At 72.5% G+C, this 16,721-nt stretch carries 19 protein-coding genes; 9 read left to right on the top strand and 10 right to left on the bottom strand.

The features are described from left to right. Positions 1–24 precede the first annotated feature (24 nt). Positions 25–603 carry a DinB family protein gene (locus QSK20_RS09015; protein WP_285788121.1) on the top strand — a complete coding sequence of 193 codons (579 nt, stop codon included), beginning with the start codon at positions 25–27 and terminating at the stop codon, positions 601–603. Positions 604–636: 33 nt separating this feature from the next. On the opposite strand, the gene QSK20_RS09020 is transcribed toward QSK20_RS09015, so the two are convergent. The 3 genes from QSK20_RS09020 to QSK20_RS09030 all read right to left on the bottom strand — a co-directional run bounded on the left by QSK20_RS09020 (position 637) and on the right by QSK20_RS09030 (position 2,357). Beyond that, positions 637–840 carry a hypothetical protein gene (locus QSK20_RS09020; RefSeq protein WP_285788122.1) on the bottom strand — a complete coding sequence of 68 codons (204 nt, stop codon included), beginning with the start codon at positions 838–840 and terminating at the stop codon, positions 637–639. Between the two features lie 44 nt (positions 841–884). Further along, entirely contained in the window at positions 885–1,433 is a 549-nt protein-coding gene (locus tag QSK20_RS09025; RefSeq protein ID WP_285788123.1) for a GNAT family N-acetyltransferase, read from the bottom strand. 84 nt (positions 1,434–1,517) lie between these two features. Further along, positions 1,518–2,357 (bottom strand): aldo/keto reductase, encoded by an 840-nt coding sequence (locus tag QSK20_RS09030; protein ID WP_285788124.1) that lies wholly within the window; start codon positions 2,355–2,357, stop codon positions 1,518–1,520. Positions 2,358–2,526: 169 nt separating this feature from the next. On the opposite strand from QSK20_RS09030, the gene QSK20_RS09035 reads away from it, so the two are divergent. The 7 genes from QSK20_RS09035 (at position 2,527) to QSK20_RS09065 (ending at position 8,091) form a co-directional block, all read left to right on the top strand. Continuing rightward, entirely contained in the window at positions 2,527–2,928 is a 402-nt protein-coding gene (locus QSK20_RS09035) for an ArsR/SmtB family transcription factor (protein ID WP_285788125.1), read from the top strand. After that, a complete protein-coding gene (locus QSK20_RS09040) occupies positions 2,925–3,569 on the top strand; it encodes an SRPBCC domain-containing protein (RefSeq protein WP_285788126.1) in 645 nt (214 codons plus the stop codon). Before QSK20_RS09035 ends, QSK20_RS09040 begins: the two co-directional genes overlap by 4 nt. Positions 3,570–3,648: 79 nt before the next feature. Next, positions 3,649–4,140, top strand: a complete 492-nt coding sequence (locus tag QSK20_RS09045; protein WP_285788127.1) for an SRPBCC family protein — start codon at positions 3,649–3,651, stop codon at positions 4,138–4,140. Positions 4,141–4,204: 64 nt separating this feature from the next. Further along, entirely contained in the window at positions 4,205–4,327 is a 123-nt protein-coding gene (locus tag QSK20_RS09050; RefSeq protein WP_285788128.1) for a hypothetical protein, read from the top strand. After that, positions 4,324–5,967 carry a hypothetical protein gene (locus QSK20_RS09055; protein ID WP_285788129.1) on the top strand — a complete coding sequence of 548 codons (1,644 nt, stop codon included), beginning with the start codon at positions 4,324–4,326 and terminating at the stop codon, positions 5,965–5,967. The genes QSK20_RS09050 and QSK20_RS09055 overlap by 4 nt, the downstream gene beginning before the upstream one ends. 251 nt (positions 5,968–6,218) lie before the next feature. Continuing rightward, the gene (locus tag QSK20_RS09060; RefSeq protein WP_285788130.1) at positions 6,219–6,800 is read left to right on the top strand and encodes a TetR/AcrR family transcriptional regulator; all 582 of its coding nucleotides are present in this window, start codon (positions 6,219–6,221) and stop codon (positions 6,798–6,800) included. A gap of 49 nt (positions 6,801–6,849) precedes the next feature. Then, positions 6,850–8,091: an MFS transporter gene (locus tag QSK20_RS09065; protein WP_285788131.1), complete on the top strand. Its 1,242-nt coding sequence runs from the start codon at positions 6,850–6,852 to the stop codon at positions 8,089–8,091. A 94-nt stretch (positions 8,092–8,185) separates the two neighbouring features. On the opposite strand, the gene QSK20_RS09070 is transcribed toward QSK20_RS09065, so the two are convergent. From QSK20_RS09070 to QSK20_RS09100, 7 genes are all read right to left on the bottom strand, one after another. After that, entirely contained in the window at positions 8,186–8,773 is a 588-nt protein-coding gene (locus QSK20_RS09070) for a TMEM165/GDT1 family protein (protein WP_285788132.1), read from the bottom strand. Positions 8,774–8,999: 226 nt separating this feature from the next. Beyond that, positions 9,000–9,965 (bottom strand): L-histidine N(alpha)-methyltransferase, encoded by a 966-nt coding sequence (egtD, locus tag QSK20_RS09075; RefSeq protein ID WP_285788133.1) that lies wholly within the window; start codon positions 9,963–9,965, stop codon positions 9,000–9,002. Positions 9,966–10,005: 40 nt separating this feature from the next. Then, positions 10,006–10,752, bottom strand: coding sequence for an ergothioneine biosynthesis protein EgtC (egtC, locus tag QSK20_RS09080; protein ID WP_285788134.1), 747 nt, complete (start codon positions 10,750–10,752; stop codon positions 10,006–10,008). Positions 10,753–10,792: 40 nt separating this feature from the next. After that, positions 10,793–12,115 carry an ergothioneine biosynthesis protein EgtB gene (gene egtB / locus QSK20_RS09085; RefSeq protein WP_285788135.1) on the bottom strand — a complete coding sequence of 441 codons (1,323 nt, stop codon included), beginning with the start codon at positions 12,113–12,115 and terminating at the stop codon, positions 10,793–10,795. Beyond that, a complete protein-coding gene (gene egtA / locus QSK20_RS09090) occupies positions 12,112–13,347 on the bottom strand; it encodes an ergothioneine biosynthesis glutamate--cysteine ligase EgtA (RefSeq protein WP_285788136.1) in 1,236 nt (411 codons plus the stop codon). The genes egtB and egtA overlap by 4 nt, the downstream gene beginning before the upstream one ends. Before the next feature lie 119 nt (positions 13,348–13,466). Continuing rightward, positions 13,467–14,171, bottom strand: a complete 705-nt coding sequence (locus QSK20_RS09095) for a hypothetical protein (protein ID WP_285788137.1) — start codon at positions 14,169–14,171, stop codon at positions 13,467–13,469. Between the two features lie 16 nt (positions 14,172–14,187). Next, positions 14,188–14,808, bottom strand: coding sequence for an RNA polymerase sigma factor (locus QSK20_RS09100; RefSeq protein WP_285788138.1), 621 nt, complete (start codon positions 14,806–14,808; stop codon positions 14,188–14,190). Between the two features lie 528 nt (positions 14,809–15,336). On the opposite strand from QSK20_RS09100, the gene QSK20_RS09105 reads away from it, so the two are divergent. Beyond that, positions 15,337–16,719, top strand: coding sequence for a serine/threonine-protein kinase (locus QSK20_RS09105; protein WP_285788139.1), 1,383 nt, complete (start codon positions 15,337–15,339; stop codon positions 16,717–16,719). The last annotated feature ends 2 nt before the right edge of the window (positions 16,720–16,721 follow it).

Raw genomic sequence — 16,721 nt, forward strand, 5'->3', positions numbered from 1 at the left:
GCCGGCGGTGAGATCCTGGGCGGCATGGCAGAACCCGACGCCAAGGCGAATCTCCACCGGTACCTGCGGGAAGCGCGCGAGGCGCTGCTCGGAAAGCTCGACGGAGCGTCGGAGTACGACGTACGGCGCCCGCTCGTGCCGACCGGGACGAACCTGCTCGGGCTGGTCAAGCACGTGGCATCGATGGCCGCCGGGTATCTCGGCGAGGTGTTCGACCGCCCCTTCCCCGAACCCCTCGCGGGTCTGGACGAAGACGCCGAGCCGAACACGGACATGTGGGCCACAGCCGACGAGTCCCGCGACGACGTCATCGGCCTGTGGCACCGGGTCTGGGCACACGCGGACGCCACGATCGAGGCGCTCCCGGTCGACGCGCCCGGCACGGTGCGGTGGTGGCAACACACGCCGGTGACGCTGCATCTCATCCTCGTGCACATGCTCGCCGAGCTGAACCGGCACGCCGGGCACGCCGACGTCGTGCGCGAACTGGTCGACGGCCAGGTCGGCTGGCGGCGGCCCGGCGACAACATGGCCGAGGGAGACGAGGCGTGGTGGGCGTCCTACCGCGAGAGGCTGGAATCCACGGCGCGCGAGTTCGCCTGAGGACGTGGTCATTGAGCGCGCGACCCATGCCGGCTAGAGATGGTCGCAGTACGGAGAGCACCGACGGCCAAGGGCGTGGCCCAGGTCCCGCAGGAGAATACCCAGCCGCTCGGCCTCCTCGGCGGTGGGCGGAGTGATGGCCGCGCCAGCCGCGATGTGCTCTCCGGCCTCGTACAACGTGGCGTACAGATCTTCGGCGGTTGCACGGTCGAGCCGCAGAACGATGTCATCCCGCATGCGCGGACTCTAACCGCACGTCGTGCGGCGCTGGTCGGTCACGGTCAGATGCGCCGATCTGCCGCCGACAGTGCGTACGTGCAGCCGTCCACCCAGCCCCGCACGGCGTGCCAGGAATCGCCGACGCCGTGCTGCTCACGACGCATGCCGACCTTTTCGAGGAGCCGCACCGAGGGGAGGTTGTCCGCGAAGCATCCAGCGGTGATCCTTCGAACGCCCAGCCGTTCGAAGGCGTGGGCCACCATCGCGGCGACCGCCTCGGTCGCGTATCCGTGACCGTGGTAGGCCGGGTCGAAGATGTAGCCGAGCTGGGCCTCCGTCTGCCGTGGCATGCCCGGCTGCCCCATTCCGTCGACCACGTCGAGCGAGACCGTTCCGATCACCAGACCGTCGAGGGTCACCGCCACGCTGTGGTCGTCGGGGTTTCCCGCCGCGCGCCGCCACGCCGCGCGGAAGGACGCAGGTTCCACCTCGGTACGCAGGAGCCAGTAGGTGACCTCCGGAAGGTTGCGGTATTCGAGGATCCGGTCGATGTCGTCGTCACGGACCGGGCGAAGTTCCAGGCGTTCGGTGCGTAGTGTCGTGCTCTCCATACGGCGCGACGTTAATGGACGCTCAATCGCGACACTTCGCATTATTCCTGGTGTCCGGTCGGAGCCGGCTCATCCGTCAGGCGCCTACGCCGGCTCGTGCAGCCGATCCAGGCGCGCGCGTTGGACTGGGGTCAGGTCGACGCCTTCGGCAGCGAGATTCTCCTCCAGGTGGTCTACCCGGGCGGTGCCGGGAATCGGAAGCATGACCGGCGAGCGGTTGAGGAGCCAGGCGAGCGCGACCTGAGTGGGAGTGGCACCGACCTCGGACGCCACGGCGGCGATCTCCGCCTTCGTTCCCGAGGTGCCTGCCGCGACCGGTCGCCACGGCAGAAACGCGATCCCTGCCCGTTCGCACGCCGTGAGGACGGGTTCATGCTCGCGGTCAAGCAGGTTGTACCGGTTCTGCACGCTTGCCACATCGACGAACTGGCGCGCCTGGTCGAGTTCGGAGACCGTGACCTCTGACAGGCCGATCCGGCCGACCTTGCCTTCGACCCTCAGGTCCCGCAGCGTGCCGAGCTGGTCGGCGAGCGGCGTCTCCGGATCGATCCGATGCAGTTGAAGCAGCTCGATCCGCTCGACACGCAGTCGGTGCAGCGCATGCTCGACCTGCGCGCGGAGGACGGCCGGCCGCCCGTCCACTTTCCACTCGCGCCGAGGGCCCGACGGCGCGACGCCGACCTTGGTCGTGATGACCAGCCCATCCGGATAGGGATACAGAGCCTCGGCGAGGAGTTCCTCGTTGGCTCCCCCGCCGTACAGGTGAGCGGTGTCGATCAGCGTGACACCCAGTTCGACGGCTCGCCGGGCCACCGTCAGAGCGGACTCGCGGGCCGGGCCGACCTCGGTCGGCAGGTGCATGGCACCGAAGCCGAGCCGCCGTACCTCCAGGTCTCCTCCGATACGGAACACGGTCGACGTCATTCTGGTCGTTCCTCCCCGCTGAAGCGGTCGACGCCAACAGCCGGGCCTCCACCCACGGTCCGACATCCTGTCACCGCAGCGTCCGCGCACGAAGTCGAGTTCCGAGCCGAGCGTGGCGCCAGCGCATCAGGCTTGCCTTATATAAGTGAGAACCGGTATCTTCCGGTTCGTGCACGCGTTCGACATCCTCGGCGACCCGGTACGTCGGCGCATTCTGGAGCTGCTCGCCGACGGCGAGCAGACCTCTGGCGTGATCACGGACGTGATCAGGGCCGAGTTCGGACTCTCCCAGCCGGGCGTCTCCCAGCATCTTCGCGTGCTGCGTGACAGCGGGTTCGCGTCGGTGCGGGCTGAGGGCGCTCGCCGGTTCTACGCCGTCGAGCCCGCGCCGCTGAGCGAGGTTGACGCATGGTTGGACCGGTTTCGCCGGTTCTGGGATCAACGCCTCGACGCTCTGGGCACCGAGCTTGCCCGGGGTAGGCGTGCAGCTCGGACTCCGGCTGTTGGGAAGTCCACCCGACCGTCCGGCTCCGGGCAAGACAGATCCATCAGCGAAGGGAATGTGACATGAAGGACGTCCTGGATGAACTGGCCGCTGCGCACCGGGCGATGGGTAGGGGCAGCGTGCCCGCCGGCGAGGCGTACACCATCGAGTTGCGGCGTCGATACGAGGCGCCGATCGACGATGTCTGGGACGCGATCACCAGCCCCGAGCGGTTGGGTCGCTGGTTGAGGCCGGTCACCGGGGATCTGCGGCTTGGTGGGAAGTTCGAGTTCGACGGTGGTGAGCACGGCGAGATCCTCCGGTGCGAGCCGCCGCGTCTGCTGAAGGTGTCCTGGCTCTACGGGGCGGACGCCGACGCTTGGCCCGGCACGAGCGAGGTGGAAGTGCGTCTGGTGTCGGCCCCGACCGGCGACACCGAATTCGAGCTGATCCACTCAGCGGTCGTCGAGGAGCCCCTCTTCCCGACCTACGGCCCCGGTGCGGGTGGCGTTGGCTGGGACCTGGCTCTTCTCGCCCTGGCCCGGCTGTTGACCGGTGGCGGGACCGGTGACCAGGAGGCGGTCCAGAAGTCGCCCGAAGGGCGCGAGTTCATCCGGCGCAGCGCCGCGGCCTGGGGCGAGGCTCACCTGGCCGCCGGTGGCGAACCGGAGCACGTCGCGGCCGCAGTCGAGGCCACCACCACGTTCTACGCACCCGACCCGACCTGACGTCCCCGCTGCGACGGGCGGACCGAGCAGGACCAGCAGCCCTGGGGCATGGTGTCCCACACGGGAAGGAATGCACGCCATGAAGTACACCAACTCGATCGAGATCGCACTGCCCCGGGAGAAGGTGGCCCAACTGCTCGCCGATCCGGCACACATACCGAAGTGGCTGCGGGGCCTGGTGCTGCACGAGCCGGTGAACGGAATACACGGGCAGCTCGGCACCACGTCGCGGGTCGTGCTGCAGTCGGGGCAGCGGAAGTTCGAGTTGACCGAAACGATCATCCGCCGGGATCCGGCAGACCTGCACGGGATCCCGAAGGAGAGCGTCGTTCACTTCGACCGCGAAACCGTCGGCCCGGGCATCTGGAGCGTCGTGCGCGATCGGCTGACCGAAGCCAATCCGGACACGACGTTCTGGGAGAGCGAGAGCGAATACCGGTTCAGCAGCCTGCCGATGCGGCTGGTGGGGCTTCTCATGCCAGGCTCGTTCCACAGGCAGTCGCAGCAGCACATGCAGGACTTCAAGGCGTTCGCCGAGCAGGGGAAGGACGTCCGCGAAGGAAAGGACTGACGGGATCCGCGCAGATCTGCCTGCACGGGCCACGCCTGTCACCGACCCGGCTGAACGTCAGGCCGTGCTGGCGGAGATCGTCGCGGATCTCAACCAGCCCCACGACCCCGGCACCATCCGGCCGACTCGGCTCGAAGACTGGGCTGACAGTCGGCTGATGCGCATCAGCTTCCGCCATCGGCCGTGATCGCGGATCCCTCGACAGAGCACGACCCGAAAACCCGCCGCCTCCCATTGCTCGACAAGTTTAAGATCATCGCATCTTCCCGTACGTTGCTTGGAGGCTTCATGTCGATTCGGCACCGGGGCTCGGCGCGCCAGGCGGCCATAACGGCCGGCGCTCTCCTACTGGCCACGGGCAGCCTGGTGGCCGCGACCGGGCAACCGGCGGCAGCCGTGATCGACTACGTCACCCCGACCAGCGTGACGTGGACCGACTCCCGGCAGCCGTCCGGTTCCTTCTCCCCCTCGGAGGGCACCGTCCCTGTGGGCACGTGGGAAGTCGACGGGGACAAGCACACTGCCCGGGCATACTTCACCTTCGACCTGACGCCCTACCGGGGGCAGCGGATCGTCTCGGCCCGCGCCATCACCGGGGAGACGACGGTCAACGACTGCGACCGGCCCCGCGAGATCGAGCTGTGGCGGACCGACCCGCCCGTAAGCGCCCCGACCTGGAACACTGCCCCGGCAGTACGGGAGAAGGTCGCAGACGTCGCCTTTCCCAACCTGCCCTGTGGCAGCAGCTTCATCGGCGTGATGATCAGTGAAGCGGTCCGCCAAGCGGTGGCTGACGGGCAGGACCAGCTCACCCTGATGGCCCGGATCGCCGGCGACCACGAGGAGAACAAGCACTACGGCCGATGGATCAAGAACGTCGGCATCTCGCTTGACCACAACACGCCACCGAATGTTCCGGACCAGCTCACCGTCGAAGGCGCGGCGTGCGGCACGTCGCTGATGATCCGTAGCACCGGGCCAACACTCCGGGCCAGAGTCTCCGACCCGGACGTCAACGAGACCGGAGGCCACGACGCTGTGGCGGCGACCTTCGCTTTCTGGCCGATCGACCGGCCGGCTGAGCGAACGGAGGCGACCCTCAACGGTCAGTCCAGCGGGAGCCAGTACGTCTACCGGCTCCCGCAGGGCAGGCTCGCCCACGGCACCACCTACGCCTTCTCGGTACGGGCGTCTGACCAGTACGACAGCTCGAACTGGTCACCGGAGTGCCGATTCACCATCGACACGGCGGCACCGGCTGCCCCGGCCGTCTCCTCCGTCGACTACCCGGCCGGCTGGGACGGTCCGGCCACCGGCGGACCCGGCATCCCGGGTAGCTTCACCTTCACCGCCGACTCCGACGACCTGGCCGGCTTCAGCTACGGCGAACATGGCTTGAGTTCGCGCTTCGTCCCGGTCGACGCATCGGGCCGGTCGGCTACCGTCAGCTACGCGCCGGTACTGGCCGGGCCGCGCACGCTTTCCGTGTACAGCGTCGACCGGGCCGGGAACTTCTCCGAGGCAACCAGCTACCGGTTCTCCGTCCGCCACACCGCGCCGGCGATCACCGACTCCGACCCCGAGGCGCCAGCCGGTGCGCCACGTCGGTTCACCTTCGCTCCGAACATGGAGAACGTCGTCGAGTACACCTACCGACTCAACTACGGCGAGGAGATCACCGTCGCCGCCGACGCGGTCGGTACCGCACAGGTGACCATCACGCCGGAGGTCTCCGACGTGTACGTCCTGTCCGTCCGCAGCAGGACCGTGGACGGATTGACCTCGGACGAGGCCTCGATCTTGTTCTGGGTGCCGGAAGCGAGTTGACGACGGAGAAGGGGCGCGCCGGACAGTGGAGTCCGGCGCGCCCCTTCGGCCTGCGCGCACCTGGTTCGGGCACCGACAGCCGGGCCGTTCGCAAGCCCTCGCTCGCCACGACGTTGCCGGGCGGACCTCGACGCACTATGTACGCTCGTACACATCATGTGTACGGTCGTACCCATGACGGTTGGCGGTGATGGGCTCGTCACGATGGGCGGTCCGGCCGGCGTGGTACGCGCCATCGGGGCCGGTGCCGCATGAGCGGGACTTCCCCGACCAGTGGGGCGTCGACACCACGCCGACCCCGCCGGCACGACCCGAACCGCCGGGACCGGCTGATCGACGCGGCGCTGACCGTGATCGCCGAGCGTGGCGTGGTCGGCACCACGCACCGGGAGATCGCCCGCGTCGCGGACGTGCCGTTGGGGTCGATGACCTACCACTTCGCCAGCCTCGAGGAGATCCTCGTGGCGGCGTTCACCCGACATGCCACCGCAGCTGCCGCCGTGTTCGACCAGCGGATGGCGTCCGCCGCCGACCGGGACGCCGCGATCGAGGCGGTGGTCGCGTTGGTGTGCGACGACCTGATCGGCGGACCCCAGGACGACCTCGTGCTGGCCGTGGAGCTGTACACGGCGGCGGCGCGTAACCAGGCGCTGCGCACCGTCACGCAGGCCTGGATGCAGCGCAGCCGCCAGGCCCTGGAGCGTCACTTCGACCCGACCACCGCCCGGGAGCTCGACGCCCTGATCGAAGGCCTGACCCTGCACAGCGCGCTGTCGACCGACCCCATGACGCCGGCGCAGGTCCGCCACGCCATCGAGCGGTACCTGCGCTGACCCGTCGGCGCAGGCCCCGTCCCATCGCCGCACCCACCGGGAGACCACCTTGTCCGCCTCCACCCTGGCCCCGCCGACCCGCCAGGTGCGCCGGGCCCGCGCCGCCGTCGCCGCGCTGTTCCTCACCAACGGCGCCGTGTTCTTCAACGTCGTGCCGCGTTATCCGCAGATCAAGGCCGACCTCGGGCTGAGCAACGCCGTGCTCGGCACCGCCCTGGCCGGCTACTCGATCGGCGCGCTGCTGGCCGGGCTGCTCGCCGGCGCCGCCATCCGCCGCTTCCGCTCCGCCCGGCTGGCGGCGTTCGGAATCGTCGTCACCACCGTCGCGACGCTTGCCATCCCCGCCGCGCCGAACTGGTTCGCGCTCGGCGCCGTGCTGTTCGTCGTCGGCGCCCTCGACTCGGTCGTCGACGTGGCGCAGAACGCCCACGGGCTGCGCGTGCAGCGCCGCTACCGGCGTTCGATCCTCAACTCGCTGCACGGGGTGTGGAGCATCGGCGCGGTGCTCGGCGGCCTGATGGGCTCGGCCGCCGCCGGTCTCGACGTTCCGCTCACCGTCCACCTGGGGATCTCGGCCGTGACGTTCAGCCTCGTCGCCCTGGTCGCCTACCGGTTCCTGCTGCCCGGACCGGAGGACGCCGAGCGGGCCACCGAGGCGGCGGACCTCGCCGCCGCCGACGGACATCCCGGCGCGCCGCCCACGCCCCATCACCCGGTCCGGCGGCGCGTGTTCGCCGGCCCCGCCGTGCGGATGCTCGCCGCGCTGAGCGCGCTGGCCGCCTGCGGGGCCCTGGTGGAGGACGCCGGCGCGTCCTGGGGCGCCATCTACCTGAGCGACGACCTGCACACCGGGGCCGCCGTCGCCGGTCTGGCGGTCGTGGTGTTCCAGGGGGCCATGACCGTCGGACGCCTGGCCGGCGACCGCGTCGTGGACCGCTTCGGCCAGCGCGCGGTCGCCCAGGCCGGCGCGGCGCTCGCCGCCGTCGGTATGGGCGCCGCCCTGGCCGTGCCCACCGTTGGCACCACGTTGGGTGGGTTCGCCTTCGCCGGGCTGGGCTTCGCCACCCTCGTGCCCGCCGCCATGCACACCGCCGACGAGCTGCCCGGCCTGTCGCCGGGCACCGGCCTGACCATCGTGAGCTGGCTGCTGCGCGCCGGTTTCCTGCTGTCCCCGCCGCTGGTCGGCTTCGTCGCCGACCTGACCAGCCTGCGCGTCGGCCTGCTCACCGTCGTCGGGGCCGGTGTCGTCACGCTGGTCCTCGCCCGGGTGCTCGGCCGGAGGACCGCCTGAGCCCGCCGCCGCCCTCACCGGGAGGGCCACCTCCCGGTAGCGGGAGGTGGCCCTCGCGCCGGACGCAGCGAGCCGGCAGAACGCCCCGGGCCGGTCAGGTGAGCTGGTTGACCCCGTCGAGGATCAGCCAGAGGCCGCAGATCGCGAAGAGGATCGCGGCGCCGTACTTGATGGTCTTCTCCGGCAGCTTACGGCCGAGCATCCGGCCGACCACGATGGCGAGGGCGTCGGCCGCCACCATGCCGACGGTCGAGCCGATCCAGGTGCCGAACCAGCCGTACTGGGTGGCCAGGGTGATGGTGGCGAGCATGGTCTTGTCGCCCAGCTCGGCGAGGAAGAACGCGACGCCCACGGCGAAGACCGCCGACTTGGTGCTCCGTTCGGCCTTGCGCTTCTCCTCCTCGGTGAGGCTGTCCCCGCGCAGCGTCCACGCGCCGAACCCGAGGAAGGCCAGACCGGCGATCAGGGCGATCCACCCGGTCGGCAGGGTCGCGCCGAGTCCGTAACCGATGGCGACCGAGACCAGGTGGACCACGGCGGTGGCGATGGTGATGCCGATCAGCACCGGGACCGTTCTGAACCGCGTGGCGAAGGTCAACGCCATGAGCTGGGACTTGTCCCCCAGCTCGGCGACGAAGATCACGCCGAAACTCACCGCCAGCGCGACGAGAAAGCCCTCCATGGGCATCCTTCCGGATCAGGCCGGGAGGAGGAACAGGGGCGCCCTCGACCCGGCTGTCAACAGCCTGAGTCGAAGGTCTCGCCCGCCCCGGTGCGGGGCCGCGTGGCCGGATGCGGAACGCATCAGTGTGTCGACCACGACATTGGGGGCTACTCCCCTTCGCGGTCCCCACCCTACCCGAACCCGGGCCGCCGCCCTCGGTGGGGGCGGCCCGGGCAGCGGAAACTCAGATCGCCCGGGCGAGGGTCAGCCCGAACAGGCCGTCCGGGTCGGTCCACAGCTCCTCGGCGGTGAAGCCGGCGGCGGCCAGCTCGGTGGCGACCCCCTCGGGGCGGAACTTCGCCGACACCTCGGTCCTCAGCTCCTCCCCCTCGGCGAAGTCGACGGTGAGGTCGAGCACCCGGACCCGCATCGGCCGCTGCGCCCGTAGCCGCATCTCGATCCATTCCCGTTCGGCGTCCCAGACGGCCACGTGCCGGAAGTCGTCGGGCACGAAGTCGGCGCCCAGCTCCCGGTTGATCACCCGGAGCACGTTGCGGTTGAACTCGGCGGTCACCCCGGCGGCGTCGTCGTAGGCGGGCACGATGATCGCCGGGTCCTTCACGAGGTCGGTGCCGAGCAGCAGCCAGTCCCCGGTCTCCAGGGCGGCCCGCGTCGCGGCCAGGAAGGTGGCCCGCTCCGCCGGGAGCAGGTTGCCGATGGTGCCGCCGAGGAAGGCCACCAGTCGCCGCCCACCGGCCGGCAGCCGGTCCAGATGGCGGGTGAAGTCTCCGACGATGCCCCGTACCCGCAGGTGGGGATAGTCGGCGGCGATGGCGGCGGTGGACTGGCGCAGCGCGCTCACCGACACGTCCAGCGGGACGAAGGTGCCCAGGGTGCCCTGGCCGCTGAGCGCGTCGAGCAGCAGCCGGGTCTTCTCCGACGAGCCGGAGCCCAGCTCGATGAGGGTCTTCGCCCCGGTCACCGCCGCGATCCGGGAGGCGTGCCGCCCGAGCGCGGCGCGTTCCGCCCGGGTCGGGTAGTACTCCGGCAGCCGGGTGATCTCCTCGAACAGCTCACTGCCCCGGGCGTCGTAGAACCACTTCGGCGGCAGCCATTTCGGGTCGGCGGTGAGCCCGGCCCGGACGTCGTCGCGCAGGCTCCGGTCGAGGTCACGCTCCTCCAGGTGGATCTCCAGCGGTTCGGCGGTCATGGACTTCCCTTTCGTTGGTGAACGTCGCGTCCGGCCGGCGCTACCCGCGGTCGAGCGGGGTCGTGCGCAGCCCGGCCGTGGTGGCCACCACCAGGTGGCCGTCGGGCACCGGCCGCCAGGCCGGGTGGTCGTCGTGGGGTTCGGAGGCGAGCAGCACCGCGTCACCGTCCGCGCGGACCGACAGGGCGTGCCCGGCGGCGGTCGCCACGGCGGTACGGCCGTCGGTGAGCAGCAGGTTCAGCCGGGATCCGGGGGCGGCCACGGTGACCGCCCGGACGGTGTCGGCGACGGCGTCGGCCGGGTCCGCGCCGGCCCGTAGCCGGTCGTGGACCAGCGCCCAGAGCAGCGCCGCGTCGGTCGGGGCGTCCAGCGTGAGCAGGTCGGTCACCGGGAGGTCGGCGGCGAGCCCGGCCACCGACTCCGGCCAGCCGCGCACCACGCCGTTGTGGCTGAACAGCCACGGCCCCGCACCGAACGGGGCGGCGGCTCCGGCGTGCACCGGCATGCCGACCGTGGCGGAACGGACGGCGGCCAGCGCCGCCCCGGTGACCGTGGCGGCGGCCAGGCCGGGCAGCGCCGGGTCGCTCCAGATCGGTTGCGCGCCGCGGTAGCGCACCGGGGCACCGCCGTCCGGGTACCAGCCGACACCGAAGCCGTCGGCGTTGACCGTGCCGCCGCCGCGCATGTCCGCCGGCGCCCAGGACTGCCGTACCAGCGAGTGCGGCGGGTCGAACAGCAGCGCCCGCAGCGACACCGGCGGCCCCAGGTACGCCAGGTGCCGGCACATCAGGCGGCACCGGCCGGGATCGGCCCGGCGGCGCGTCGGATCACCGCTCCTCCGGCCGGGCGTCCCGGGCGCAGCGGAAGCCGCTGAAGATCTGCCGGCGGATCGGGTAGTCCCAGTTGCGGAAGGTGCCCCGGCAGGCCGCCCGGTCGGTGCCGAACGAACCGCCCCGCAGCACCCGGTGGTCGTCGCCGAAGAAGACCTCGGAGTACTCCCGGTAGGGGAAGGCGGTGAAGCCCGGGTGGCCCCGGAAGGTGGTCGAGGTCCACTCCCACACGTCCCCGATGAGCTGGTGCACGCCGAGCGGGGAAGCCCCGCCCGGGTACGCGCCGACGGGTGCCGGCCACAGGTGCCGCTGGTCGAGGTTGGCGTGCGCGGCGGTGGGCTCGTCGTCACCCCAGGGGTAGCGGCGGGACCGGCCGGTCGCCGGGTCCCAGCGGGCGGCCTTCTCCCACTCCGCCTCGGTGGGCAGCCGCTTCCCGGCCCAGGTGGCGAACGCCTCCGCCTCGTGGAAGCAGACGTGCACCACCGGCTCGTCGTCGCGGACCGGATCCCAGCGGCCGAACCGGCGGTACGCCCAGCCGTCGCCGTCGCGTCGCCAGTGCATCGGCGCGGTCAGCGCCTCGGCCTGCCGGTGCGCCCATCCGGCCGGGCTCCACCAGCGGGGGTCGTCGTAGCCGCCGTCGGCGATGAACTCCCGGTACCGACCGTTGGTGACCGGCGCGGCGTCGATGAGGTAGGCGGGCAGGTCGACGGTGTGGGCGGGACGTTCGTTGTCCAGCGCCCACGGGTCGGTGGAGGTGCCCATGGTGAACGGTCCCGCCGGCACCAGCACCTCCCCGCCGACGCGGACGGTCGGCTCGGGTGGCGGCGGCGCGGCGAGCACCGGCGGGCCGGAGCGCAGCTGGTGGGTGGCGAGCATGGTCTCGTCGTGCTGCTGCTCGTGCTGGACGATCATGCCGAAGGCGAACCCGTCGGCGACCAGCGGCCGGTCGGTGAACCGGACCTGGTCGAGCAGGTCGTGCACCTTGTCCCGGACGGTCGCCACGTAGGCGCGGGCCTCCCGGGGCGGCAGCAGCGGCAGGGCCGGCCGGTCCCGGCGGGGCTGCTTGAACGCGTCGTAGAGGTCGTCGATGTCCCGACGGACCGGCTCCCGGCCGCCGACGTCACGGACCAACCAGAGCTCCTCCTGGTTGCCGACGTGCGCCAGGTCCCACACCAGCGGCGACATCAGCGGGGAGTGCTGGCGGGTGAGGTCGTCGTCGTCGACCGCGTCGGTCAGTCCGGCGGTCCGGGCCCGGGTACGGGCCAGCTCGGCCGCGATCCGGTCGCGGAGCGTCTCCGCGTCCGACTGGGTTGATGTCACCGTGCGTTCCTCTCCGCGACGGCCCGACGCCGTCGTACGCCTCGAACGATCTCCTCGTACGTCCCGGCCGGCAGGTCGAACCGGGGCAGGGCCGCCAGCGCCAGGTCGAGCAGCTCCCGCGCGGCCCGGGCTACCGGTGGGTCGGCGAGCCCGTACCGGGCCGCCTGGTACCAGCGGTCGGCCACCGACGCGCCGCACGCCGCCGCCGCGGCGGTCGTCGCCGGATCGCCGAACAGGGCGGCCAGTACCGCCACCGGCACCGTCCACTCCCGGCCCGGCTGGGCGTCCAGGTAGCGGATCTCCAGGTATCCCCGGGGGCGGACCGGCGGGAAGAGGGTGCTCAGGTGGTAGTCGAGGTCGTCGGTGGTGGGTGGCCGGGGCAGGGCGCCGTCGATCCAGTCCGCGAAGGTGATGCCCGGCGGTACGGTCCAGTCCGGCCCGTCGGCACGGACGCAGAGCAGCGGCGCGGCGAGCGCGTACCCGGTCCAGGCCGTCACCGGGTCCCGGTGCCCGTCGCCGGGCTGCCAGACCGGCCGGGTACGGGTCGGGTCGATGGTGAGCCAGGCGGCCATCCGGGCCGACGCCCAGCCGGTGAGCCGGCCGGCGTGCCGGTCGGCGGTGGCGAAGGCCGCCAGCAGCGGCGGGCCGACGGCGTGCGCCGCCGTCCAGCGCGCCGCCAGCTCGGTCCGCTCCCCCGCGTCCAGGCAGACCTGGACGCCGGCGGTGCTGAACATCATCGTCCGCCCGGCCGGGCCGCGCCGGTCGAAGGCACGGCGCATGGCGTGGTAGCGGGGGGTGTCCACGACGGGACGGGGCGGCCGGTGCGGGTCGATGCCGCTGCGCCCCAGGGTCAGGCCGGCGGCGGCCAACAGCCGGGTCAGCTCGCCGACGTCCGCGTCGGTGTCGGTGAGCAGGGCCGCGAGCGAGGGGCGCGGCGCGGTGGAGAGTTCCACCTGCCCGCCGGGCTCCACGGTGACCGTACCGCCGTGGTGGAGCCGCTCGGCCGGGCTCTCGCTGTCCAGAGTGGTGGGGCTGTGCCGCCCCAGTGCCGCGCGCAGCCGGTCCCGGTCGACGGGACGGGCCGGGTCCGCGGCGTCGTGCACGGTCCATTCCAGCTCGACACCCGTGAGGAGCGGAGGGCCGGTCTTGAAGCAGATCCGGGCGATGTGGCCGGCGGCGGTGCCGGCCTCCCGCAGGATCGCCGAGCGATCCAGCTCCGGCGACGTCACCATGGGTGGTCCCTCCCCGAACCGTTCGTCGACACCGGGCCCACCGTCGCGAACCGTCGCGTCGGCGGCCCTTCCGTGTCATGTCTAGCAGACGAACGACCGGTGTCGCTCGCCGTACGGGTTCACCGGGGCGTCGACGGTCGGGCCGTCGGCGACCCGGTGCGCGTGTCGTGTCCGGGTCGGTCGGTCCGGGAGGGGTGGCGGCCCGGCGGGACGTCGAGCTGCTCCCGGCAGTACTCCTCGACCTGCTCGGGACCGCCGGCCGCCTCGACGAGCGCCTGGAAGGCGGGCGTCCTCAGCGCCTTGGCACGCTGCCCGGCGGACTTGGTCAGGTAGGCGTTGCAGAGGCCACGATGCCCGGCGGGGCGGGGACTGGTGGACCGGCGCGGTTGTTCCCCGGACGGGGGCGCCGTGGTGCCGGTGGCGGCGGACGGTGTCCGGGTCGGCGTCGGCACGGTCTCCGGCGGGGCCGGGGCGGGGGTCGTCGGCGCGGGTGGCGCCGGCGGCGGGTCGGACCGGTGCAGGTCGACGGTGGCCACGGCCACCCCGGCGGTCGCGGCGACGGTCAGGCCGGCCAGCCAGGCCACGGCCCGGGCGGTGCGGCGTGGAGGGGGCGGCGGCACCGGCGCGGGACGCTGCGTCCGGGCGGCCCGGAACGCGGCCAGCGCCGCCTCCTCGCCGGCCAGTTCGCCGGGGCGGGCCGACGCGGCGGCGGCGGCCAGCAGCCGGGCGACGGGCTCGTCGGGCGGGTCGACGCCTGCGGTCGCGGCGGTGTCGAGCAGTCGCTCGGCCGTCTCGTCCGGTCGGCGGGATCGACGGAAAGGCATCCAGGCTCCCCTCACGTCAACCGTCCGCCGGTTCGACGTGCGGCGGGGCCGGTATCTGCCGGCCCCGACCGGGGCGGGGGCGGGGTGGGGTGACCGGGGTCGACTCGCCGTCGCCGAGGAGCGCCGCGAGCCGGCGCAGGCCCCGGTGGGCGGCGGTGCGGACCGCGCCGGGCCGCTTGCCCAGCACCCGGGCGGCGGACTCGGCGTCCAGCCCGATCACCGCCCGGAGCAGGACCGCTTCCGCCTCGCTGGGCGGGAGCGTGGCGATCAGCGCGATCGCCGACTCGGTGCCGAGGGTCTCCCCGGCGTGTTCGGCGGTGTCGCTGTCGCCGGGCAGTTCGCTGAGGGACTGCACGGGCACCGGCACGGACGGCCGGCGGCGCTGCCGACGGAGGTGGTCCATGGCCCGGTTACGGGCGATGGTGACCGCCCAGGCCCGGAACTCGCCGCCGGTGAAGGCAGTGAGGTCCCGGGCGACCTGGAGCCAGGTCTCCGAGGCGACGTCCTCGGCGTCCGCGCCGACCAGGGCGGTGAGGTAGCGCAGCAGGCCCGGTTGCAGCGTGCGGTAGAGGAGACGGAACGCCCCCTCGTCACCACTCTGTGCAGCGGTCACCACCGCGTTCAGGTCGCCGGTCATCGGGGCGATGATCCTGCCACGTGCCCGTCCGGGGCGGACCGTCCGGGGTCGGTGCCGTCGACGCCCGATCGGAGTTCCAGCCGCACCATCAGCCCCCCGCTGGCCTCGACTCGCGTCCGATGCCGAGGCGGCACGGCACGGACCGGGGCGGAGCCGCCCGTCCGGGCAGGTCCCGCGCCCCGGTCGGGGCCGACCCGAGTCGGTAACGGTAGGGGGCACGTCACGGACCGACAAGGCAGCACCCGAACCCAAACAAGTGACATAAATCAAGGACAAGCCACGGCGAGTCGCCGTAACGCCTGTCGACCATCGGACGCTCCCGAGGGCCGAAGCGGCGAACCGCGGTGTTCGCGCAGCTTACGGGCACATCCGTAGCCCCACCCCCGGTTCGCCGGTGGGCTCGTCGCAGGGCCACACGCCACCCCGACGACACGATCGTCACGCACAGTGATCCACCCGGTGCGCGCCGCTCGCCCTACCCGGGATCGCGCCCGGATAGCCTCACGCGCCGGTGGGTACGGTATTGCCGTGTTGTCTTCGGGAGTCGTGCTCAGCGGTCGGTACCGCCTGGACGAACGTGTCGCCACCGGCGGCATGGGCGATGTCTGGCGCGGGTCCGACGTGGTGCTGGGGCGGCAGGTCGCGGTCAAGGTGCTGCTGCCCGCGTTGGTCTCCGACCCCGACTTCATCGCCCGGTTCCGCGCCGAGGCGCGGATGATGGCGGCACTGCGCCATCCCGGGATCGTGCAGGTCTACGACTGCGGCCAGGACGAGCTTCCCGAGGGCGGCACCGCCGACTACCTGGTGATGGAGTTCGTCCAGGGCAAACCGCTCTCCCGGCGCATCGAGGCCGACGGCACGCTGGGCGTCGCCGAGACCATGTCCGTGGTGGCCCAGGCCGCCGAGGCGCTGCACGCGGCGCACACCGGCGGCATCGTGCACCGGGACGTCAAACCCAGCAACCTGATGGTCCAGGAGAGCGGCGCGGTCGTCCTCGTCGATTTCGGCGTGGCCCGCTCGACGAACGTCACCAGCATCACCAGCACCAACGCCGTACCGGGCACCGCCCTCTACATGGCCCCGGAGCAGGCCGCCGGCCGCCCGGTCTCGGCCGCCACCGACATCTACGCCCTCGGCGCGGTCGCGTACTGCTGCCTCACCGGCGGCCCGCCGTTCACCGGCGACAACCCGCTCCAGGTGGCCGTGCGGCACCTGGACGACGAACCGCCGCCGCTGCCGGACGAGATCCCCGCAGCGGTGCGGGACCTCGTCTTCCGGGCGCTGGCCAAGGACCCGGCCGAACGCTACGCCTCCGGCGCCGAGATGGCCGTCGCCGCCCGGGCGGCGGGCGGCATGGCGACCGCCACCACCGCCGGCGGCACACCCACCGTGCCGGTCCCCGGTCCGCTGCGGCTCTCCGGCCCGGACACCCGCACCGACCTGCCCGCCGTGCCGCCCACCGGTGCCCGCAACCGACGACGCGGTCCGCTGGTCGGCGCGGTCGCGGCGGTGCTGGTGGCGATCATCGGTCTGGTCACGGCGATGAGCCTGACCAGCGGTGACTCTCCACCGGCCACCAACCTGCCGACGACCCCGCCGGCCACGGCCCCGAGCGTCGACGCCGAGGAGTCGGGCGGGGTCGAGGAGACGACACCGGGACCGAACCGGCCGAACCGGCCCGGCGCGCCCACCGGCCGCCCGTCGGTCGACCCGACGGTGACCCCGAGCCCCGGGGCGAGCGGCTCGACCGAACCGGTCCCGTCGACCGACCCGACCGGCGCGCCGACCACCACGCCGCCGGTGGCGCCCACCACGACCGCACCGGCCGAGCCGACCGATCCGGTGCCCACGGTCGGGCAGACCACGACCGACCCGGCCGCCGGAGGCGGAGGCGCGGAGGGCACCGGCTGACG

Origin of the sequence: Micromonospora sp. NBRC 101691 (assembly GCF_030269285.1) — a bacterium.
In the GTDB taxonomy this organism is placed as follows: domain Bacteria; phylum Actinomycetota; class Actinomycetes; order Mycobacteriales; family Micromonosporaceae; genus Micromonospora; species Micromonospora echinospora.